At 46.0% G+C, this 21,586-nt stretch carries 18 protein-coding genes; 2 read left to right on the top strand and 16 right to left on the bottom strand.

The genetic code is table 11. From position 1 onward, the window contains the following. Positions 1-24 precede the first annotated feature (24 nt). The 12 genes from H9W84_RS01080 to H9W84_RS01025 all read right to left on the bottom strand — a co-directional run bounded on the left by H9W84_RS01080 (position 25) and on the right by H9W84_RS01025 (position 12,023). Positions 25-1,395 carry a tyrosine-type recombinase/integrase gene (locus H9W84_RS01080; protein ID WP_239741340.1) on the bottom strand — a complete coding sequence of 457 codons (1,371 nt, stop codon included), beginning with the start codon at positions 1,393-1,395 and terminating at the stop codon, positions 25-27. Between the two features lie 295 nt (positions 1,396-1,690). After that, on the bottom strand, positions 1,691-2,428 hold the full coding sequence (locus H9W84_RS01075) for a sulfite exporter TauE/SafE family protein (protein WP_096488345.1): 738 nt from the start codon (positions 2,426-2,428) through the stop codon (positions 1,691-1,693). Positions 2,429-2,452: 24 nt separating this feature from the next. Beyond that, complete coding sequence (locus H9W84_RS01070) at positions 2,453-2,944, bottom strand: molybdenum cofactor biosynthesis protein MoaE (RefSeq protein ID WP_239741338.1); 492 nt, start codon at positions 2,942-2,944, stop codon at positions 2,453-2,455. A 37-nt stretch (positions 2,945-2,981) separates the two neighbouring features. Continuing rightward, positions 2,982-3,245, bottom strand: a complete 264-nt coding sequence (gene moaD / locus H9W84_RS01065) for a molybdopterin converting factor subunit 1 (RefSeq protein ID WP_050325208.1) — start codon at positions 3,243-3,245, stop codon at positions 2,982-2,984. After that, on the bottom strand, positions 3,232-3,729 hold the full coding sequence (moaC, locus tag H9W84_RS01060) for a cyclic pyranopterin monophosphate synthase MoaC (RefSeq protein WP_095356491.1): 498 nt from the start codon (positions 3,727-3,729) through the stop codon (positions 3,232-3,234). The genes moaD and moaC overlap by 14 nt, the downstream gene beginning before the upstream one ends. 129 nt (positions 3,730-3,858) lie before the next feature. Beyond that, positions 3,859-4,863 (bottom strand): GTP 3',8-cyclase MoaA, encoded by a 1,005-nt coding sequence (moaA, locus tag H9W84_RS01055; RefSeq protein WP_239741336.1) that lies wholly within the window; start codon positions 4,861-4,863, stop codon positions 3,859-3,861. 2 nt (positions 4,864-4,865) lie between these two features. Then, complete coding sequence (locus H9W84_RS01050) at positions 4,866-6,152, bottom strand: molybdopterin molybdotransferase MoeA (protein WP_239743580.1); 1,287 nt, start codon at positions 6,150-6,152, stop codon at positions 4,866-4,868. A 7-nt stretch (positions 6,153-6,159) separates the two neighbouring features. Then, the gene (locus H9W84_RS01045; RefSeq protein WP_239741334.1) at positions 6,160-6,849 is read right to left on the bottom strand and encodes a nucleotidyltransferase family protein; all 690 of its coding nucleotides are present in this window, start codon (positions 6,847-6,849) and stop codon (positions 6,160-6,162) included. Next, entirely contained in the window at positions 6,833-7,927 is a 1,095-nt protein-coding gene (locus H9W84_RS01040) for an XdhC family protein (RefSeq protein WP_239741331.1), read from the bottom strand. The genes H9W84_RS01045 and H9W84_RS01040 overlap by 17 nt, the downstream gene beginning before the upstream one ends. A gap of 21 nt (positions 7,928-7,948) precedes the next feature. After that, positions 7,949-10,372 carry a xanthine dehydrogenase family protein molybdopterin-binding subunit gene (locus H9W84_RS01035; protein ID WP_239741329.1) on the bottom strand — a complete coding sequence of 808 codons (2,424 nt, stop codon included), beginning with the start codon at positions 10,370-10,372 and terminating at the stop codon, positions 7,949-7,951. Continuing rightward, entirely contained in the window at positions 10,369-11,412 is a 1,044-nt protein-coding gene (locus H9W84_RS01030; protein WP_239741327.1) for an FAD binding domain-containing protein, read from the bottom strand. Before H9W84_RS01030 ends, H9W84_RS01035 begins: the two co-directional genes overlap by 4 nt. Further along, positions 11,409-12,023: a 2Fe-2S iron-sulfur cluster-binding protein gene (locus H9W84_RS01025; RefSeq protein ID WP_099807437.1), complete on the bottom strand. Its 615-nt coding sequence runs from the start codon at positions 12,021-12,023 to the stop codon at positions 11,409-11,411. Before H9W84_RS01025 ends, H9W84_RS01030 begins: the two co-directional genes overlap by 4 nt. A 799-nt stretch (positions 12,024-12,822) precedes the next feature. Between H9W84_RS01025 and H9W84_RS01020 the strand changes: the two genes are divergently transcribed. Continuing rightward, entirely contained in the window at positions 12,823-14,187 is a 1,365-nt protein-coding gene (locus H9W84_RS01020; protein ID WP_239741325.1) for a diaminobutyrate--2-oxoglutarate transaminase, read from the top strand. 235 nt (positions 14,188-14,422) lie between these two features. After that, positions 14,423-15,982, top strand: coding sequence for a pyridoxal phosphate-dependent decarboxylase family protein (locus tag H9W84_RS01015; protein WP_239741323.1), 1,560 nt, complete (start codon positions 14,423-14,425; stop codon positions 15,980-15,982). Between the two features lie 51 nt (positions 15,983-16,033). Here the strand turns inward: H9W84_RS01015 and H9W84_RS01010 are convergent, their stop codons facing one another. The 4 genes from H9W84_RS01010 to H9W84_RS00995 form a co-directional block, all read right to left on the bottom strand. Beyond that, positions 16,034-17,479: an L-serine ammonia-lyase gene (locus H9W84_RS01010; protein ID WP_239741321.1), complete on the bottom strand. Its 1,446-nt coding sequence runs from the start codon at positions 17,477-17,479 to the stop codon at positions 16,034-16,036. 212 nt (positions 17,480-17,691) lie between these two features. Next, on the bottom strand, positions 17,692-18,879 hold the full coding sequence (locus H9W84_RS01005) for an ABC transporter permease (protein WP_239741319.1): 1,188 nt from the start codon (positions 18,877-18,879) through the stop codon (positions 17,692-17,694). Further along, entirely contained in the window at positions 18,879-20,345 is a 1,467-nt protein-coding gene (locus tag H9W84_RS01000) for an ABC transporter permease (RefSeq protein ID WP_239741318.1), read from the bottom strand. The genes H9W84_RS01005 and H9W84_RS01000 overlap by 1 nt, the downstream gene beginning before the upstream one ends. An 8-nt stretch (positions 20,346-20,353) precedes the next feature. Next, a complete protein-coding gene (locus H9W84_RS00995; RefSeq protein ID WP_239741316.1) occupies positions 20,354-21,571 on the bottom strand; it encodes an HlyD family secretion protein in 1,218 nt (405 codons plus the stop codon). Positions 21,572-21,586 lie beyond the last annotated feature (15 nt).

Genomic DNA, 21,586 nt, shown 5'->3' with positions numbered 1-21,586 from the left:
AACTTTAGCAATTTTCCTTAATGGTTATTTTTCATTTGCCTGCAATTTGTCTTTGACCTTATCAAAGTAAATAACATTATCCACCTTGCCCGCTTTCAGCTTGTCTAAATAACTAGCCCAATCTGTCATCATTTTATGGCGTTTATCAAGCCACTTAACGCGGTTGTATGCCCTGCCGTTACTATCTCTTACATTGTGTCCTAACTGCATCTCGATAAGGCGATAATCATAATTAAGGCGTTCCTCTAATATGGTTCTAGCTGTTGCTCTAAATCCATGCGGGCTATGTACACCAAAATAACCCCTATTGCAAAAATCTTTGCCAATCTTTGCCTTGTTCATAGACTGACTATTGAGCAATTTATTAACCTGTTGCCCATCTGCATAAGGTTTGGCTTTTCGTCTGCCATTGTAAAAAACGTATTCCATACTGCCTGTTATTTCTCGCATACGCTCTAATATAGCGATTGTTTGCGGTGCTAGTGGAATCACTAAGCTATCTACCATATCATTACGATTAACGCCTTTTTGTGGCTCAAATTCCCATTGCTTTGCGCTCATATCTATCTCTGCCCATTTCATAGTACAAATATCACCAATTCGGGCAAAGGTCAGGGCTAATAACTGTAGAATCTCTTTGTTAAAGTTGCCACTCCCACTAGGTAAGCTATCAATCTCATTCAATAACAAGGCTAATTCTTGAGGCTCAATAATAGCGGGGTGATGTTTTTGGCGGGTTGGTTTTAAGGCTCTAGCCTCTTTTACTGCAGTAACTGGATTGTGTTCTATCAATCCATTAATTACCGCATGGGCAAAAATTCGGCTTGCAATGCCTTTTACTCGGTTGCCCTTTTGGATATGCGTTTTTTGTACCTGTTTGAATAGCCTTAATACTTGAGGAGTGGTAATAGTATCTATTGGCGTTTCTGCAAATTCATTTAGTAAAGGCTCAAGTAAAAATCCCCAATTTTTCAAAGTTTGCTCTGCTAAAACGTGGTCGGGGTTATTAGTTTGCTCTGCCAACCAATCATCTGCTACTGCTTTGAATGTACTATCTAATGAATGGGCTTTTTGCTCTCGTTCCTGCTCTCTATGTTCTTTAGGGTCAATGCCCTGCTCTAATAACACTAGATTATCGGTATAGGCTTGTTTGGCTTGGGCAAGTGAGAAGGCTGGATAATTGCCTAATGATAAATAAGGGCGTTTGCCTGTGATAGGGTGCGTGTAACGGTGTCTAAAATCTGTGGTTGCTTTATCGGTTTTCTGTGAGGGTCTTATTCTAATCTCTAAACCCTTAAAACCTGCAATCGGTAAGATTAACTCTTGATTAGTAGCAATACTTTCTTTGATATGCCGTTCTATCTGACTAACATTTGCAATTGATACTTTAGCCATAATTTAACCCTTGATACCCAATTTAACCTATAATTTTTGGTAGCCATTTTGGTAGCCATTTTTTGATGCTAACAATAAATAACTTTGCATAACTATAGTTAGTATAATAGCATGAAATAGGCTTGTATCAAGGGTTTTAGCAATCTAAAGTAATTTTATGTTTTCTGTTGTTATTTATAAATGTTCGCCTGCAATGGGTTTTTTTTATAGCTTAAGCTTTGAAATGATTAGATGTTGCAATTCATCACATTTTTTAGGTTGGTACTAGAGGCAGCGGTTGGTATCTACCTAAGCATTAAAAATTTGCCAGCATTTTCAGCCCTGCAATGACTAATACCAGAGATAATAATTTATTGAGCATGGGGTCGGCAAGGCGTTTGCTACCATAAGTTGCGCCAATAAAACCCCCTACACACACCGCCACAAGCCAGATTGGTAGTTGATTTGGCAGTTTTGCCCCTGTCGATAACACACCAAACAAGCCTGAAATTGAATTCACCAAAATAAACCCCGACGCTACGCCTGCGACAACTTTAGGGCTTGCCCAACGGTTAAACAATAGAATTGGACTTAAAAACACACCACCACCCACCCCCGTCAATCCCGAAAGCAACCCTAAAACCGCCCCCACGATTGCCAAAAGCCATTTTGACACCTGTTTTAATGGTTGCTCGCTGGTGAGTTTTTTGGCAAAGATAAATGAATAAATAGCCGAAAAAATCAGTACCGTCCCAACAATCGGCTTATATAAATGACTGGGTAAATGGGTCATTCCCCCGATAAACGCCATCGGTACCGCGGCAATAGCAAGGGGAATAAAAATTTGCCAAGAAAAGTTTTTTGCAGAATAAAATCGCCAAAACGCAATGATGGACACCAAAATATTAAGACATAGCGCAGTAGGTTTCATCATACTTGGCGCAACGCCGACTAATCCCATCATCGCTAGATAGCCCGATGCGCCCCCATGCCCGACTGATGAATAGAGCAAGGCAGAAATAAAAAACAGCACGCTTAATAGGGTAGTTGTCATTGCTTGTTAACCATTATTAGAGTATTAACCATTATTAGAAAGCCACAGACTCTCAGTGCTGTCGGCATAAAATTCTTGTTTCCACACAGGAATATCTGCTTTAATCGCATCTAGTAGCCAACGACACGCATCAAATGCAGGATAACGGTGGGCAGCCACTACCCCAATCCACACCGCCATCTCACCAATCGCAAGGTCGCCAATACGGTGGATGGCAATGGCGTTTTCGATGTCAAACTGGGCTTTGGCTTGTTCAATCAGTTTTTTGCCTTGATTGAGTGCTAGCTGATCGTAGCCGTAGTAAGTGAGTTTGCTAACAGGGCGAGCATTATTATGATTACGTACCCAGCCTTCAAATGTCGCTAACGCCCCGCAAGTATCGCTCATTAAAGCGTGTTTAAGCCGTCTGTCGTCAATGGCTCGGTCAGTCAATGCAAAGCCGCTAGTAATCACGGTGTGGTAGGCTTGGTCTTCACTGATGCTAATGGTGGCTGAGCCTTTATGCAATGCATTCATGGTTTTCTCTATATTGTTTAAAGGGCGTACGTGATATTCAACCACCTGCTACAGGCGGAATAAAGGCGACGATATCACCATCTTGAAGCGGCGTTTGCCAGTTGGTAATATGGTGATTGATTGCCACAGCAAGTTTGGTTTGGGCGAGTTTAAACCCGTAGTGTGCGCTTAACGTTTGGTAAAGCTCGGTCAAGTTATCACCGTCAAAGCGGATCGTTTCTTCGTCTTTCCCTGCTTGTTCAGCAAGGCTTGCAAAGTATAAGATGGCTAAATTTTTCTCAGACGCGCTAGGTGTTGGCATAGTCGGATTTGCCCCCTGTTTTGGTGAGTAGCTTGATATCGCTGATGGTGATGTCGTGAGATAATGCTTTGGTCATGTCGTAAATCGTTAGGCAAGCCACCGACACAGCGGTTAAGGCTTCCATTTCCACGCCTGTTTTGTGGGTGACTTTGACAGTGGCAGTGACGTGGATTGAGCAGTTGTTATCATCATACTCAAAGCCGATTTTTACCCCATCGAGTGGCAGCTGGTGGCAAAGCGGAATCAGCTCGTGGGTGCGTTTGCTTGCCATGATCCCTGCGATATGCGCGGTCTGGGTGATTGAACCTTTTTTGGTGATACCATCGGCGGATTTTATCACTTGGTAACTGTAGCTAGGGAAAATGACTTGCCCTACGGCGGTGGCGGTGCGTTGGGTTATCGCTTTGCCCGACACATCGACCATGGCGATATCGCCGTGTGCGTCTAAATGTGTCAGGTCTAAGGGAGTTAATTGTGTTGTCATGTTTTGGATTTTCACCCCTCAAATGTGGCACAAAATTACATCAACATATACGCTTATCAAGCGGCGCTTGAATGAGTCAATTTTTCTTAAATTTGCCTATTTTATATTTTAAAAATCACTCGTCATCGATTAGCCGCCAATCATCGACAAATTCGCCATGATACCACTGTCGTTTTGCTTAAGTAAATGATGCTCGGGCTTAATCGGCATTAAGCTTTGCAAGGCATGAACCAATCCATCGACATCGCCATTTGCCAAAAACGCTCGCACATCATAACTGCCATTATCAAACAAACACAAATGTACTTTGCCTTGGCTACTCACTCTCAGGCGATTGCAACTGTCGCAGAACTGCGGGGCGTAAGGCTCAATCAGCCCAATGCCACCGACATAATCGGCATGGCGATATTCAATCGCAGGGCCTGCATCGCTTGCTCGGCGTTGGGATTGCCAACCATTTTCTAGCAAAAAATCTTTGATACGCTGACCACTGCTATGTTGGGCAAAAAACAAAGCTTTATTATCCGAGGTTTGCATAAACTCAATAAAACGGTAAGTGACAGGGCGATTTTTGACAAAACTTAACACGGATTGCAAGTTATCAAAAGCGGTGTCTGCCATCAAAATACCGTTGAGTTTTAGCTTAATATCGGTGGTTGCTAGCAATGTATCGATGTCTTGTAACAGCGTTGGCAATATATCAAAGCCGGTGATTTGTTTAAAAATGGTGGGGTCAAAGCTGTCGATACTGATGTTAAGCTGATTTAGCCCTGCCGTTTGCCAATCGGATAAATGCTTGGCAAGGCGATAGCCATTGGAGCTAACCGCCACTGTTTGGATGCCTTGGGTCTGTTTGGCAAGTTCGATGATGCGCGGTAAATCTTGTCGAATCGATGGCTCACCCCCCGTCAGCCGCACTTTGGTGGTACCTAGTTTGGCAAAGGCTTGTATTAAAACATCGATTTCGGATACAGAAAGCTCGTTGTCAGGGCGTTTACCCGCGTTGGCAGTATAGCCATCGGGCAGACAGTAGTGACAGCGAAAGTTACAAAAATCGGTAATCGACAGGCGTAAATAGCTTAACTGGCGATGGAAATTGTCCACCAAATTTAATGAAGAAGGTTGCGGAGTCATCGTCAGCTAAAATTCCAACTAAACGGCTGCACTGTCACTATTTCGCCTGCTTTTACCCCTGCATTATCTTTGGGTAATACAAGCAAGCAATTGGCGTGGCTAAGCTGTTTTACACGGTGGGAGTCTTGGGCAGATAAAGGGGTGACGCTAAAACTGCCGTCTTCATTTTGGCAAAAAACCGCTCGCTGATAATCTTGGCGTCCTGCTCGCTTTTTGATGTCGTGGGTGGTTTTAGCAAACAATTGCAGCGGTTTTGGGATATCTGATTGTATCACGCCCGATAGTTGCCACAGCGCAGGTTGGACAAAATTAAGGCAGCACACCACGGTAGATAGCGGATTGCCGGGTAACCCAAAATACATGACCGTTTTTTTATCTTGCTCAAATTCCCCAAATATAAAAGGTTTACCTGGTTTCATCGCCACTTTGTAATGGTGAATTTTGCCAAGCGCCTGAATAACTTGGGTTAAAAAATCATAATCGCCCACCGATACACCCGCAGTAGAAATAATCACATCACATTCGGCTATCGCTTGCTGAACAGTGCGGCGAGTGGTCTCAAGGTTGTCAGGGACAATGCCATAATCTTGAATCGCAATCGGCAACTGTTTTAATAACGCTTTTAGCGTGGGCGTGTTGGAATTATAAATTTGGGCGAGCGTTGCCAGCGGCTGCCCCACCTCAACCAGCTCATCGCCGGTGGCAATAATGCCAACCGTGAGTGGCTGAAATACCTGCACGCTATCCACGCCTAAATTGGCAAGTAAGCTGATATCACTGGGGTTTAGGCGTTTACCAATCGTTAAAACAGTTTCGCCTGCTTGCACTTCCTCGCCTTGGCTGCGAATATTTGCGCCCACTTTAGCGGTTTGGATCAAGCGAATGTGATAGGCGTGGCTATTATCCAAGCTGTGCTGAATGTCGCTAAGGTTGGTGTCTTCCTGCATTACCACCGTGTCGCAGTCATTTGGCACCACCGCGCCGGTAAAAATTCGCACGCCTTGATTGGGTCGCAAACGACCGTTAAAAGGTTTACCTGCCCCCGATTCACCGATGATTTCAAGTTGGCTATCGTGGTCAAGATAGCTACTCATAGCAATCGCAAAACCGTCCATGGATGATAGATTTTGGCGGGGAATATCAAAGGATGCGGCAATATCTTGGGCTAAAATGTGGTTTTGCGCCTCTAACAAACCCACTGTTGTCGTCTTTATTTCGCCCAGACGCGACGTTAAATAGTTCTCTAGGCGCTCATTAATCGCTTGTTTTAGTTCATTGACAGAAATCATCATTATCTCAATTAAAATGTTGGGTCGGCGGCAAAAGGTGATAGGCTGTTTTTAGCTGCTCAAATTGTTTTAAGGTATCAATATCTTGGCTTAAATGTGGCAGCGGTATCGGATAAAGCTGATAAACCGTACCGTCGGTGGGTGAAACGATAGCGGTTTGATGTTGCCATAACGCCCGAAAACCTTTATCGCCTTGCAACTGATGACCAAATGCTCGCAAAAAACCCCAAGGTAAATTGACGGGAATCCCCCAAATTGGTCGATTGTTGTTACCATACTCACTCACAATCAGCTGGTGGTCTTCAACGTTTTGGCTTAATAGCCTCAAATCATCGAGGGTTACCGCCACTTGGTCAATAGTCAAAAACAAAATCCGCATCGTAGCACTTAATTGCTGTTGTTGTAATGTTTTCATTGCATACTGAATCGATTGCGCCATCCCTGTTTGCGGCGTTGGATTATCAACGACTGTGACGGCAAATGGTGCAACTTCGTTGTATAACGCTTTAGATATTGGGTTATCAAGTTTTGGCAAAACCACCAACACTTGATAAGGCTGCAATTGGCGTGCCAGTTGAATTTTTTCAGCCAGCAAGGTTTGATGATTTTTTACAATCAGCTGTTTGGCAAAACCAAGACGCTGGCTCAATCCTGCCGCCAAAATCACCACGGTTAAATTGCTAGGCGTGACGGTCATGATATACCTGTTGAATTTGGGCAGTGATAGATAAAGCCACCGCTTCGGGCGTATCCCCACCGAGCGCTAAACCCACAGGATAGAACAAATTAGCAGATTTCACCAGTTGATAACCATCCTCAATCTCACCAAGCAACTGCTCAGTGCGATATGTGGGCCCTAATTGCCCAATAAAAAAAGGCGAGTTTTGGGCTTTAAAGGCTTGGCTGAGCCATACTCTATCTTGACTCAGACTATGGGTCATTATCACCACAGCGGTCGGCTGCGGTGACTCAAAAAAAGTCTGCACAGACTCGGCTTTTTCAAGGGCAATCTGCACAAAATTGGCGTGAGCCTGCCCGCGATAACGGGTAATCACATCCAAACGACTATCAATCACCGTCACCTGCCAACCTTGCAAATTTGCCATGGTCATCAAAGGTAAACAATCTTGCCCCGCGCCAAAAATTAATAATTGTAGCGGTGGTTGTAGCGTTTCTACAAAGATGCTCAGTTGTTGCGCTTGTTTTTGATAAACATGCAGCATAAAGCGACTTTTACGGCTGGCAGCGCTTTGATTAACCAATTGCCAGTCTTGTTGACCCAATTGCGACAACTGTGTCAAAGGCAGATGCTGTCCAACCACAAACTCATCTGAGTTTGAGGTGATAACTGTAGCCAGTATTTGTGGCTGTTTTGTCTGTTTTAATTGCTGAAAACAGGCAAATAATACAGATTGCTCATTCAAAACCAGACGTTCAAATAATACTTGAATGACGCCTTGACAGCCGAGCCCAAAGCCTTCCTGCTCATCACTGTCATCAGCTACCCCATCTTGTGATAACTGACTATCGGTTGCGGTATGATAGGTTTTGAGCGTTGCCCCATCTCGCGTGAGCCAGAAGGCTCGCTGTACCAAGTGCTTTTCAAGACAACCGCCACTCACCATGCCTATGGATTGACCATCGGCTAAAATCAACATTCTAGCACCAGGTTGCCGATAGGCTGACCCTTCGACACTCACCACCGTGGCTAGTACCGCTTCACTGTTGGGCGGTAACTGCTCAAGGGTATCTAAGATATCAAACAAGTGGTTCATAGCAAATGACAGCGTACCCGATTATAGTAATGGCAACTGGTACAGCAGTTTATCCAGGGTAATGGGGTAGTCTCGTACTCTAACGCCTGTGGCATTAAAGATCGCATTGGCAATGGCTGCCCCTGCCCCTGATAACGCCAATTCACCTATACCTTTGCTGTGGAGCGGATTGGCATAAGGGTCAGTTTCGGGTAACATTATTACCTCTAAGTCAGGCACATCGGCATTCACACACACTTGATATTCGGCTAAATCGTGATTACATAGACGACCGTCACGTTTGTCATGGTGAATTTGCTCCATCAAGGCAGCCCCTATACCAAATACCATACCACCAAAGCACTGCGAGCGCGCTGTTTTTTCGTTTAAGATACGCCCTGCGGCAAATGTGCCTTGCATACGGCGAACCCGAATTTCACCGGTTACCCGATGTACCGCGACTTCAGCGAACTGTGCGCCATAGCCTGCGTGGCGGTACTCTTTTTTGGTTTTACCAGGTTCGATTTCACCATTAGCTACCAAGCCATGAGGGGCATATTGCTGCAAAAAACTGCTCAGCGATAACTGGGTATCGACTTGTTCCCAATCGAGTACATTATCTTGGTAGTCTACAGAGACCTCAGAATTAAGCCCTGTTTTTTCTGCTAGTTTATCCAACGTATCGGTTAACGTATGGTTAATTTTTTCGCCAATTTTTTCAGCTAGGCTAGGGTCATGCTCAAATTGTCTATATAGATTGCCTTGTTTAAAGCCAATGCTATCGGCATGCAGCCCCACACTCTGGGCAATCTTTTCTCGTAGCGCTTCACATGCCAGATAAATTGAACTACCAGCGCTTGAAGCTCCCCAGCTACCGCCTGACCCTGCAGCAGGGGGCAGATCGGTATCGCCAAGTTTGACCTCGACATGGTCAATCGGTAAGCCCAGCATATCGGCAACCACTTGCGCAAAAATAGTATAGCTACCTGTACCGATATCAGTCATGTCAGTTTCGATACGAGCCATGACCCCAAGCGGTTTGTCAGAGGGCAACAGGCTCACACGGGCTTGTGAGGGTTTTAATTCGTTGCTACGCGCGGCGCACGCCATCCCATAGCCAATCAGCCAATCGCCTTCAAGGCGACTTGCGGGCGTTTGTGGGCGTTCATCCCATCCAAAGGCTTTTGCCCCCTGCTCCATACACGCCAGCAATTTTCGGGTGCTGTAGGGAATTTTTTTGCTTGGGTCTTCGCTCGGTTCATTGCGTTTTCGCAGTTCGATTGGGCACAGCTTTAACGCATGCGCCAGTTCGTCCATGGCACATTCGAGTGCCAACTGACCCACTGCTTCGCCAGGGGCACGCATAGAACCTGTTAAGGTAAAATTCATGCGCGCCATTTCGTATTTGATTTGGCGATTGTCACCGCCATACAAAAAGTGGGTAGAGACCGCCACTGGCTCAAAAAACGTTTCTGAAGGTAAATTGGTGACAATGCTATTATGAATAATGGTATGGATTTTGCCATCTTTATCCGCCCCCAATGCTACTCGTTGTTCGGTGTTGGTGCGTCTCACGGTAGTTTCCATGACTTGCGGTCGGGTCATGTTCACCAGTACGGGGCGTTTTAAGTCTTTAGCCGCAATGGCTGCCATCACTGACTCTGGCGAAATACCCAGTTTTGAGCCAAACCCGCCACCAACATAGGGCGATAGCAAACGGACATCGTCTTCCGGTATATCTAAGGCTCTGGCAAGTTGTATTTTGGAAGAGGCAAGCATTTGGTTAGAAGTATGAAGGGTTAGCTTACCCTCAAACCAACGCGCCAACGAACTGTGCGGTTCCATCGGCATGTTACTTTGGCTAGGTGTGGTATAAGTCACATCGACTTTGACTTCTGCTTGCTCAAGCGTTTTTTCAGGCTTGCCAATGTCGTCACTTTTATCGGTTACCCAATCAATAAACTGGGTATGCTTTTTTTGCTTGTTAAAGTCAAAATGCCCGTGTTTTTCATCATTTTCATAGTCAATTTGTAACGCCTTCGCGCCTTCTTGAGCTGCCTCTAGGGTTTCTGCGACCACCAAAGCAATCGGCTGTCCATGATAAAAAACTTCGCTTGCCCCTTGTACAGGCGCCATTTTGACACCGCCTTGTTGCGGGTTGCGTAAAAACAGCGGGTCATGAAACACCCCAATCACACCCGCAACTTGTAAGGCGGTATCTTTATGTACTTTTTTTACCTTGCCTTTACCGATGGTAGCGCCGACCATGACACCGTGACACAAGTCGTCAAATTGGTGCTCAGCAGTATAGGTGGCTTTGCCTGCGACTTTTAGGTGTCCTTCGATACGGCTCAGTGGTTTGCCAACGAGTTTGCTATCGGTCGTATCTAGTCGTGACTCGACAGGCTTGTCCATGGTCAGTTTTTTTTCAAGGGGCGATTCGCCAAAAATTTGTGTTAGGCTCATGCACTCACTCCACTACTTAAAGGACTTGATTGATTGGGTTGTTGTAACGCCCGCTGCACAATATGGTGTAAAAGACGTTGTACTAGCACGGTCTTGTACTCAGTTTGTTCATCGGTTTTTGCTTCTTTGAATAAGGTCGCCACCGCAAGCTCAATACTCACGGCATCGCCTGTGCTACCGATCAGTATTTTTTCAATTTCGTCATTTCGCCAAGGCTGACTGCCAATACCGCCAAATGCAAGTCGCACATTGGTGAGTGTATCATTATCATGCTCAATCACGGCAGCGACGGACACTAAAGCAAAGGCATACGACGCACGGTCACGCACTTTGTCATAGCTATGCACGCCTTTTAAGGGTGGCGGTAAAATAATATGGGTAATCAAATCACCTAGATTCAAACAAGTTTCAATATGAGGGGTTTGCTCAGGTAAGCGATAAAATTCAGCGATAGGCACTTGGCGGGTTTGCCCGTCCGCTTGCTGGATAACAATGACGGCATCGAGCAATCGCATTGCCACCGCCATATCCGATGGATGGGTGGCAATACACTGCTCGCTTGTGCCTAAAATTGCTAAGTTCTGATGAAGACCTGCCTTTGCCCCGCAGCCAGAATTAGGCTCACGCTTATTACACGGACTATCAGGCTGATAAAAATAGTAACAACGGGTACGCTGTAGCAGATTGCCACCGGTACTGGCTTTATTACGCAGTTGCGGCGATGCACCCGACAACAAGGCACGGGCAAGCACTGCATAATCTTGACGAATAACAGGGTGAGCCGCTAATTCACTATTACTGACCATAGCGCCAATTTTTAACCCACCTTCTGGCGTGGCTTCAATTGTATTAAGCGGCAAACGTGAAATATCAATCAGCTGTGTTGGCTGTTCGATTTCGAGTTTCATCAAGTCAAGTAAATTGGTACCCCCAGCGATAAAAAACGGGCGCTGCGCCTCAGCTAAATCCCCCTCAGTTAACGTGGCTATTTTGATGGCGTCATCCACCGAGTTGGCGCGCTGATAATCAAAAGTTTTCATAGCGACACTCCTGTAGCCTGAGTAGCTGCTGTTTGAGCTGTCTGAGTAGTTACCTTATCTGTCTCTGCCGAAAAATCGGTTTCTTGTAATACCTGTTTAATAGCTCGCACGATGTTGGGGTATGCCGAGCAGCGACAAATATTGCCACTCATACGCTCAGAGATTTCTTTATCTAATTGTTGTTTAAATTGTGCTGTATCGTTTGATAAAGGCTGCATCAAATCATCCGACACATGACTTGCCCAGTTTTGGCGGAGTTCTTCAATCATCGCTTTGGTCGAGCAAATCTGCCCAGGCGTACAATAACCACATTGAAAGGCGTCATGTTCCAAAAATGCTTGTTGAATCGGGTCAAGCGCCTCAGGTGAGCCAATGCCTTCAATGGTTTCGATGCTATCGCCTTCGTGCATGACTGCCAGGGTTAGACAGCTGTTGACCCGCTGACCGTTAATCAGCATGGTGCACGCGCCACACTGACCGTGGTCACAGCCTTTTTTGCTGCCTGTCAAGCCAAGATGATTGCGACAGACATCTAGCACCGTGGTACGTACATCTAGATTCGTCAACGTGTGTTGTTGCTGATTGATAGTAAGTGTTAAGGATTGTGGCATAAAGTTGCTTCTCGTCTAGTTGTTATGGGTTTATTGGTAAGTGTGTTATCTAGGATTGACGCCTGTTATCAAACTTATTTCTAAAAATTCGCTATGCCTTGCCTACGCAAGGATGATGCTAACATTAGGAGGGTTTGTTATTTTTGCGTATGTAGCCATCCTTTTTTTTGGTAATTTTTTTACTAGTTTTTTTGCCAGTCTATTTTTCTATTTAATTGATTTTATTATATTTTTTAATAAGCTTTTGTATGTTTATTCATGTAAAGGTCTCAATACTAAGCCGTATTTAGCTTTTATAAAATTTTGATGGTGTAAGCTTGGATATTATTAGGCGTGCTGACACTTGGCTATTTTGTACCAAATAATTCATTAATATGGTATTAACTAAGTAATTTTTTATTGAGATAGTGATTGAATCGTTTTGATAAACTGCATTGACTGTCAACGATTGTTAGAATTTCCACCCTGCTTCGTAGTGTTGTGCCGCTCATTGCTCACCGCTTACCGTGATTTTTTGCCTTTGCCATCGCAAAATATAGCCTGTGTTATCAATTTGAAAGATTGAGGCGATTTTTTGCAAAAAAGACTGTATTTTTCACAAAAAAAGGGTATTATGCCCCCATAAATTTTGAACGTTATATTGTTAGGTCTTGGGTGCAGTGTTATGGCATTTTGGGGTTCTGCGGTATAACGTTTTTGTTTTGGTGTCAGTCATCCTGACTGATATGTTATTCACAAGTTCGAGAAAGATAGCCACAAGCAAATTTTCTTAAACCCTTATCTGAGATGGTAATCCGATATGAGCGTTCAAACCCCTGTACACCCTATTTCTCATGCCACTAACGAATATTACTTAACTCGTCAAAGCACGATGGAATCTAATGTTCGTAGTTATCCCCGCAAACTACCGCTAGCTATAGCTAAAGCCCAAGGTATTTGGGTCACCGATGTTGAAGGCAATGATTACCTTGATTGCCTAGCCGGTGCTGGTACATTAGCTTTGGGTCACAACCACCCAGCCGTCAAACAAGCCTTATATGATGTGTTACAAAGTGGTCTGCCACTGCACACCCTAGATATCACTACACCTGTCAAAGATGCATTTACCGAATCCTTGCTGTCTTTTTTCCCAAAAGATTTTGTATTGCAATTTTGCGGTCCGACCGGTGCTGACGGTACAGAAGCGGCAATTAAATTAGCAAAAACTTATACAGGGCGTGACAACGTTATCGCATTTAGCGGTGGTTATCACGGTATGACCCATGGCGCGCTTGCCATGACTGGCAATCTGTCTGCCAAAGAAAAAGTGGGCAATTTGATGCCAGGGGTACAGTTTATGCCCTATCCGCATGAATACCGCTGCCCACTTGGGCTTGGTGGTGAAGCGGGTGTTGATGCGCTGACTTACTACTTTGAAAACTTTATTGAGGATGTTGAAAGCGGCGTGGTCAAACCTGCTGCGGTCATCCTAGAAGCGATTCAAGGGGAAGGCGGTGTCGTCCCTGCGCCCAAAAAATGGCTACAAAAAATCCGTGAAGTGACCGCTAAGCATGATATCGTATTGATTTTGGATGAAGTGCAAGCTGGGTTTGCGCGCTCAGGCAAAATGTTTGCCTTCGAACATGCCGACATCGTGCCTGACGTGGTGGTGATGAGTAAAGCGGTCGGGGGTGGTTTGCCACTATGCGTACTTGCCATCAACAAAAAATTCGACGCATGGGCACCAGCCGGTCACACCGGTACTTTCCGTGGCAATCAGCTTGCGATGGCGGCATCGATTCAAGTATTGGATGAAATCCGCAGCAAAAACTTGGCGGAAAATGCGCGCATCCGTGGTGAATTTTTGCGTGATGAACTCAAAAAAATCGCCCAAGAATTTCCTTGTATCGGTAACGTGCGCGGTCGCGGCTTGATGACCGGTATTGAGATTGTCGATGAGCGTAAACCTGCTGACCGTATCGGCTCGTATCCTGCTGACATTGACATGGCAAATGCGATTCAAAGAGCGTGTTTTGACAACAAGTTACTGCTGGAAAAAGGCGGTCGTGGCGGTACAGTGATTCGCTTGCTTTGCCCGATTAACATCACTCAAGAAGAATGTGATGCGGTGCTTGAACGCTTTAAAAAGGCAGTGGCTGAAGCCGTGCAAAAAGTGCGTGGGTAATTGATTATTGCCTATCAAGACGGTAAAGTTACTGACGTGGCTTTGCCGTTTTTTGTGTCATTTTAATCAGCCCGTTTTGGATAAAATAGACAAAATAATATCGCCAAAACCGAACGGCTAATCCGTGAGATTAACCCTACTCACGCCCATAGTCGCCGTCATCTATGCTATAAAATCCATGCTATAAACGTGAGTGCGTCAAATAATTGACCGTAAAAATTTAAAAGGAACCATAATGTCAAACTTATCACAGCACCGCCAAGCGTTATTTTGTAATGACAGCCAATCCATTGCCGATTACCAAAAAAATATGCACACCGCTGTACAAGCCGTCACCGATTGGCTCAAAAATGACAAAATGTACACCGGCGGTAGTATCAAGCAGCTGCGCGCTGAGATTGCCTTTCAACCTTCTAAAGAAGGACTTGGCTTGGAAGACGCATTAAAACGTTCAGTCGAATTATTCCTTAATAAAAGCTTAAAGGTGCATCACCCCCACTCGCTTGCGCATTTGCATTGCCCAACGATGGTCACAAGCCAAATCGCCGAAGTGCTGATTAATGCCACCAACCAATCGATGGACTCTTGGGATCAAAGCCCAGCAGGGTCACTGATGGAAGTACAACTGATTGATTGGCTACGTCAAAAAGTCGGTTTTGGTAGCGGACAAGCGGGCGTATTCACCTCAGGGGGCACCCAATCCAACTTGATGGGCGTGTTACTCGCCCGTGATTGGTGTATCGCTAAAAACTATAAAAATGACGATGGGTCTGAATGGTCAGTACAGCGTGACGGTATCCCAGCCGATGCCATGCAAAAAGTGAAAGTCATCTGCTCAGAAAACGCGCATTTTAGCGTGCAAAAAAACATGGCAATGATGGGCATGGGTTTTCAATCAGTGGTCACTGTGCCAGTCAATGACCAAGCGCAGATGGATGTTGCCGCACTTGAAAACACCATGGCGCAATTGCAAGCTGAAGGCAAAATCATCGCCTGTGTGGTCGCTACCGCAGGCACTACCGACGCGGGCGCGATTGACCCAATCCCTGCGATTCGTAAGCTTACCCATGAGTACGGTGCATGGCTTCATATTGATGCCGCTTGGGGCGGTGCGCTGATTTTATCGAATAACTACCGCGATAAACTTGCAGGCATTGAGCAAGCCGACTCTATCACCCTCGACTTCCACAAACACTACTTCCAAAGCATCTCTTGCGGGGCATTTTTGCTCAAAGATGAAGCTAACTATCGCTTCATGCATTATGAAGCTGAGTATTTAAACTCTGCGTATGACGAAGAACATGGCGTACCCAACCTAGTCTCTAAGTCGCTACAAACCACGCGCCGTTTTGATGCGCTAAAATTATGGCTGACGGTGGAAGCCTTGGGCGAAGAATTATACGGCTCGATGATTGACCATGGCGTTGATTTGACCCGCGAAGTTGCTGATTACATCAAAGCCACTGATGGGCTTGAATTGTTGGTAGAGCCACAGTTTGCCTCCGTACTATTTCGCGTGGTACCCAAAGATTACCCGGCTGAGTTGATTGATAGCTTGAACCAAAATGTCGCCGATGAGCTATTTGCCAAAGGTGAAGCCAATATCGGCGTGACGCGCGTCAGTTACCAAAAGCAAGGGGATGCTCACCAAGATATGCAATCGCTTAAAATGACCACGTTAAGCCCCATCGCCACGCTTGACAATGTCAAAGCCTTATTGGCGCAAGTGTTGGCGCAAGCCGATGACATCAAAGACGGTATTATTACAGGGGATTATCAGCCTGCGATTGATTGATAAGCACAAAAAAACCGATTCCTTGGCGAATCGGTTTTTTTTACTGTAGCACTAACATTGACTGTAATTGACCGTCACATCTAGCGTCGGAATCAGATTTGACTGGGCGGCAACATCCTCGTCTAGGACATTGATAGCAAGCCCGCCCATTGCGGTTTCTTTATATTTTGACATCATATCTCTGCCTGTCTCTTTCATGGTCTTGATGGCTTTATCAAGTGATACCACATGTTGCCCATTGCCTTTAAGCGCAAGCCTTGAGGCATTAATCGCTTTTACTGCCGCCATGGCATTGCGTTCGATACAAGGTACTTGGACCAACCCCGCAATCGGGTCACACGTCATGCCAAGGTGATGTTCGATGCCAATTTCGGCAGCGTTGGCACATTGGGCAGGACTACCACCAAGCACATAGGTTAACCCTGCCGCCGCCATCGCACATGCCGAGCCGACCTCCCCTTGACAGCCCACTTCGGCGCCTGAGATGCTGGCGTTTTCTTTGATAATGATACCAATCGCCGCAGCGGTTAGCAGAAAATCATGTAAACCTTGCAGCGTATAACTTGGACAAAAATCTCGATAATAATGCATAACTGCAGGTATCACGCCTGCCGCACCATTGGTGGGTGCAGTCACCACACGTCCGCCACTGGCGTTTTCTTCATTAACTGCCAACGCATACAGATTCACCCAATCCATCACGGCAAGAGCATCATTAAATGCTTTTCGGCTATCGGCAGCGGATAACTGCTGATAAATCGCCTTGGCGCGGCGCTGTACTTGTAAGCCCCCTGGCAAAATACCATCGTGGCGACAACCATCATTGACACAGTCTTGCATGACTTGCCAAATATCGTTAAGTCCACCCAGCAGCTCATCTTCACCCAAGTTAGCCAGTTCATTGGCTCGAACGACCTGGGCGATTGACAGTTGATTGTGTTGGCAAATTTGTAATAATTCTTTGGCGTTGTTAAACGGATAAGGTACCGGTTTTTTAACGCTTTCAATCACCGGTTCTTTTGCTTGGGCTTCTTGCTCGGTCTGCACGAACCCGCCGCCGATTGAATAATACGTATTTTGGTAAACAATGTCATTGCCTGTAAAAGCAGTAATAGTCAGGGCATTGGGATGATGGGGCAGCGATACCCTACCATTTAGGATTAAATCCTTGTCAGCAACAAAGTTAATCTTATGCTGCTGATTTAGATATAGCGTGTTTTGCGCTTGGATATCGGCAATTTTTTGTGAAATAGCGGCGACATCCGTCGTCTGTGGTTGCTCTCCCATCAAACCTAGCATCACCGCTATATCACTACCGTGCCCTTTACCCGTCGCACCAAGCGAACCAAACAGCTCGACTTGCACCCTATCCACCTGCGTCAGTAGCTGCTGCTGTGATAATGCGCTAACGAACAGATTCGCCGCTTTCATCGGTCCGACGGTATGCGAACTTGAAGGTCCAATCCCAATTTTAAATAAATCAAAAATACTGATCACTGATAAATCCTATATGCCAATCAGTTGAAAAATTCAATTATGTTGTATTCATTGTGCTAGATAAACACGGATTGCCCATCTGTGTCAATGTGCTATCGAAAAGTTTATCAAATGACAGATGATGGATGATAGATGCTCGCTACACGCATCGCAAATTTGGCAAATAACCACCTGTGTAAGCGCATGAGGAAGAAAATAACCGTTGGCAAGGATTAATCTGCTAACGATTCACTTTCTTTACTCGCTAATAAAAGTAACAGCAATAAACAAACCAAGAAAATCATTATGAGTGCCATGAGATACACGTTGACATACGCCAGTGGCACGCCCATTTGGTTCAGCATCACAGAGGCATTCATCCCCGAGGTGCTAGGCAATACCCAGCGCAAATATTGCAGGGGCTCAGGCAGCATTTGATACGGCCATGAAATCCCTGAGACAAACAGCATCGGCATTGAACTTGCGACCAAGATTTGCATCGCCCGTTCTCGCGCCCCAAACCACACCCCAAGTAGACAGCCCAGTGCCGTTACCGCGGGGAAAAACAGGGCAAGCAGTACCAGTGAACCCGTCAGATTTTGGTTACGGATATAGTCATTGTTGGAAAATACCCAGCCATAATAAAAACAGCCGAGCACAAAACCAAAACACGCTAAGCCCAATATTCGCGCAAGCCACGTTTTCATCGAAGCGCGGTGCATGTCTTGCTCTGCCCAAGTACCCACTAGCATTGCCGTGCCCATCAAAAACATCTGCTGCAGAATCAATATCGCAACCGCAGGGACAATGTAGCTACCATAGCCTTCGGTACGGTTGTATAACGGATTAATCGTCAGCACAACAGGGGAAATATTGTTTTTGGCAACCGTGATGTCTTGCCCGATGGCAACATTTTTTTGTACTTTCGCCCCGGCGGACACGGTGCCGATGACTTCTAAAAACCCAGATTGTACTTGTTTATTGAGCAAAAAATAGTTACCGTTGGCAAGGATACTCACCTTGGCAGGTTGTCCTGTGGTCACTTTTTGATACAGCCCTGAGGGTATCACCATGTAGCCTGCAATCTTGCCTTGCCACATCAGCTGCTTGGCACTGTTTTCATCGTTTACAATGGTGCTTTGGATGCGTGGATTGGCTTGGGCGTAGCTGATAATGGTCTGCGATAGACTTGAATGGTCATAATCCACCACTGCCACAGGGACATGACGCACCACTTCTTTTGAATACGGCCAAGGATAAAAAAAGCCATAAATAATCGGGGCAATCAGTAGCATAGTGAGCACCCCTTTATCTTGAAACACGCTGCGCCATACATGCAAAACTTGCAGCAAAAAACCGCGCTCCCAAATGTTTGCAGATTTGCTTACGTCGATTTTGCCGGGCGTTGTCTGGGTGGGCATCAGCGTTGCCCCCATTTTTCAGGCTTCAGCAAGGCCTTTTTGGTCAACAAGGCGGCTAACAACAAGGTAATCATGACGGCAATAAAAAATCCGATAAAGCTGCTATAGGCAAACGATGGCGGTGCACCCATTTGTAATTGGGCGGTTTGCAAGTTGAGATAATGGGTTAATGGCAGGGCATTTGCCCAACGCTGCGCGGCAGGACTCATCGCCAAAAATGGAAATGTCACCCCTGAAAAAGCAAATGACGGCGCGGAGATAAATCCGGTAAATGACAAGCCTTGACGATACGAAAACGTACCGACCGTGACAATCACCCCAAGCCAGAACGACACCATCATAAACATTAAAAATATCAGATAAGTAATCGCTACGGATGCCAAACGAATGGGGAAAATTTGCATCACCAAGGTCAATGCCACCGCCGCCCAAAGCGTATAGGCAAACATCGCCCAAATTAGTTTGCCATTGAGCCCTGCGATAATCAGCGATAGTTTGGGTTTTTCGTGCCCCAGGGTCACAGGATGGCTGGGGTTAGAGAGGCGGTTAAAGGCATAGTTACTGGCATGATTACTGGCATGGTTACTGGCAAATTTGGGGGATGTTAGCGACTGATACCACTCACCTAACGTCTTGTCGACCAACTCTCGCCCGACAGTTGAAGCCCCAATCACCATCGACAAAATATGTAGTAAGGCTGGTACCACCGTGACCGCCAAAAATTGCTGATAATTATTGGCAGTATTAAACAGTGCCACACTTTGCGATTGTATCGGTGCATAACTGGTTTTGGTCAGCGTGACATCTTCGCCAATGGCGACTCGCCGCTGCATCTCTGCGCCTGCCGAAAATGTACTAACTGCTGTCTGTACCGCTTTTTGTATCATGCCTGAATGCGTGCCATATTGGGCATTGACATTGAGTAGCAAGCGCGAGGTTTTGCCAGCCAGTAGATTGGTTGAAAAATTCTCTGGGATTTCAACCACCGCCATGACATCGGTAGTCTCGATGGCTTGCTGAGCGGCAGCGGCACTATGAAGACTTTTAACCACCGCAACTTCAGGCGTCGCATCAATATACCGGATAATCGTCGCAGATTGCGCGGAGTGGTCATTGTCTATGACCGCAATCGGAATCCCGACTGCCATGCCTTTGCTAAAAATCCACCAAACCAAAAATATCAGCACAATGGGCATCCAAAACATCAAGGAAAAATCCCAGCGATTTTGCACCAAAAAATCCCATTCACGGCGCGCACTGTACCAAAACGCCGCAAAGAATTGCACAAAGCCTGAGCGGTTATCAAACTGCGAATACGCATGACGCTCATGGTCATTATCACTAGCCCTAGCGCTGTCACTAGCACTGACACTGTCACTGTCACTAGCATTTGGCACAGTGGACGATATCGGTGACGGTTTAGAGCCCTTGTTTGAGGTCAATTTTGATGTCAGTTTTGATGTCATAATTGACTTCATTTTGTTTGGGTTGGCTGCTGGCTTGCCGGTATATCAACCAATACGGTCATGCCCTGTCTTAGGCGTGTATCTGACTGGCTCGGGCGCGCACGAATCTCAAAGGTACGCATATCAAAGCCGTCTTTGCTATTGGTGGGGCGCCACGTGGCAAAATCTGATAGTACGGAACTTGCGTAAACTTTAAACACTTGGCGGTAAGGCTGATTGTTGACCGATAATGCAGGAACCGTACCGCTAAATTCACTACCGACTGCAAAATGGTTTAGATTGTTTTCGGTAACGTTAAGCACGACCCATTGGTCTTTGGGGTCGACAATGGTCATCAGTGGTACGCCCTGTCCCACCACTTGACCTGGTTTGACAATCACGTTGTCCACGATACCCGCAATCGGGCTTTTAAGATTGGCTTCTTCTTTGGCAACCATCGCTTCTTTAAGCTTGCCTTCTACTTGGCTGACTTGTGCTTGGGCAGCGGTTTTATCTTCACTGCGCGCGCCTGTTTTGGCTAACTCATATTGCGCTTTGGCGATTTTAGCTTTATCGACACTGGCGACATAGTTGGTATAGGCTTCGTCACGTTTTTGCCGTGACATCAAGCCTTCTGCCGCGAGTCGGTTGATACGCTCGTAGGTGACTTTGGCAAGGTCAGCCGCGGATTGGGCAGAATTGTACTGATATTTTGCCATTTCAATCTCTTGCGGTCTTGCGCCATTGTTGGCTTTGTCCAGTTGGCTTTGGGCTAATTCTTTGCCTGCTTGTGCTTCTTCGACCTTGGCATTGATTTCTGGGCTATCCATATCAATCAAGCGTGTGCCCACGCTAATTTCATCGCCTTCTTTGACATAAATATTGGCAATACGACCGGCAACTTTGGCAGCGACAGGCGTTTGCTCTACTTCCATATGCCCTTGGATGGTCACAGGCGCGCTGCGCGTTTCGCGCTTGTCTTTGATTAGCCCCCATGCGACCAGTCCAATCAGCCCAAGGATAATCAAAGCAATAATGATGGTGCGGATTTTATTGGGTTTTTTGGTAGGCGGCACGTAGCGGCTATCCGTCGCAGCGGCTGACAGGCTGTCCTCTGCGTGCGGCTCATCGGCAGCTTGGGCGTTCATCGCTGCATTAGCATTATCCGCAGCGCTGTCCAAAGTGTTGTCGTTGTCTTTAGCGTTGTCCATCGCATTGTCTGGTGTTGGGTTTTGTGGATCAGCCATACGGTAAGCCTACTG

It is taken from the genome of Moraxella tetraodonis, assembly GCF_022359095.1.
Lineage (GTDB): Bacteria > Pseudomonadota > Gammaproteobacteria > Pseudomonadales > Moraxellaceae > Faucicola > Faucicola tetraodonis.
This window is presented reverse-complemented; position numbering and strand designations above follow the sequence as displayed.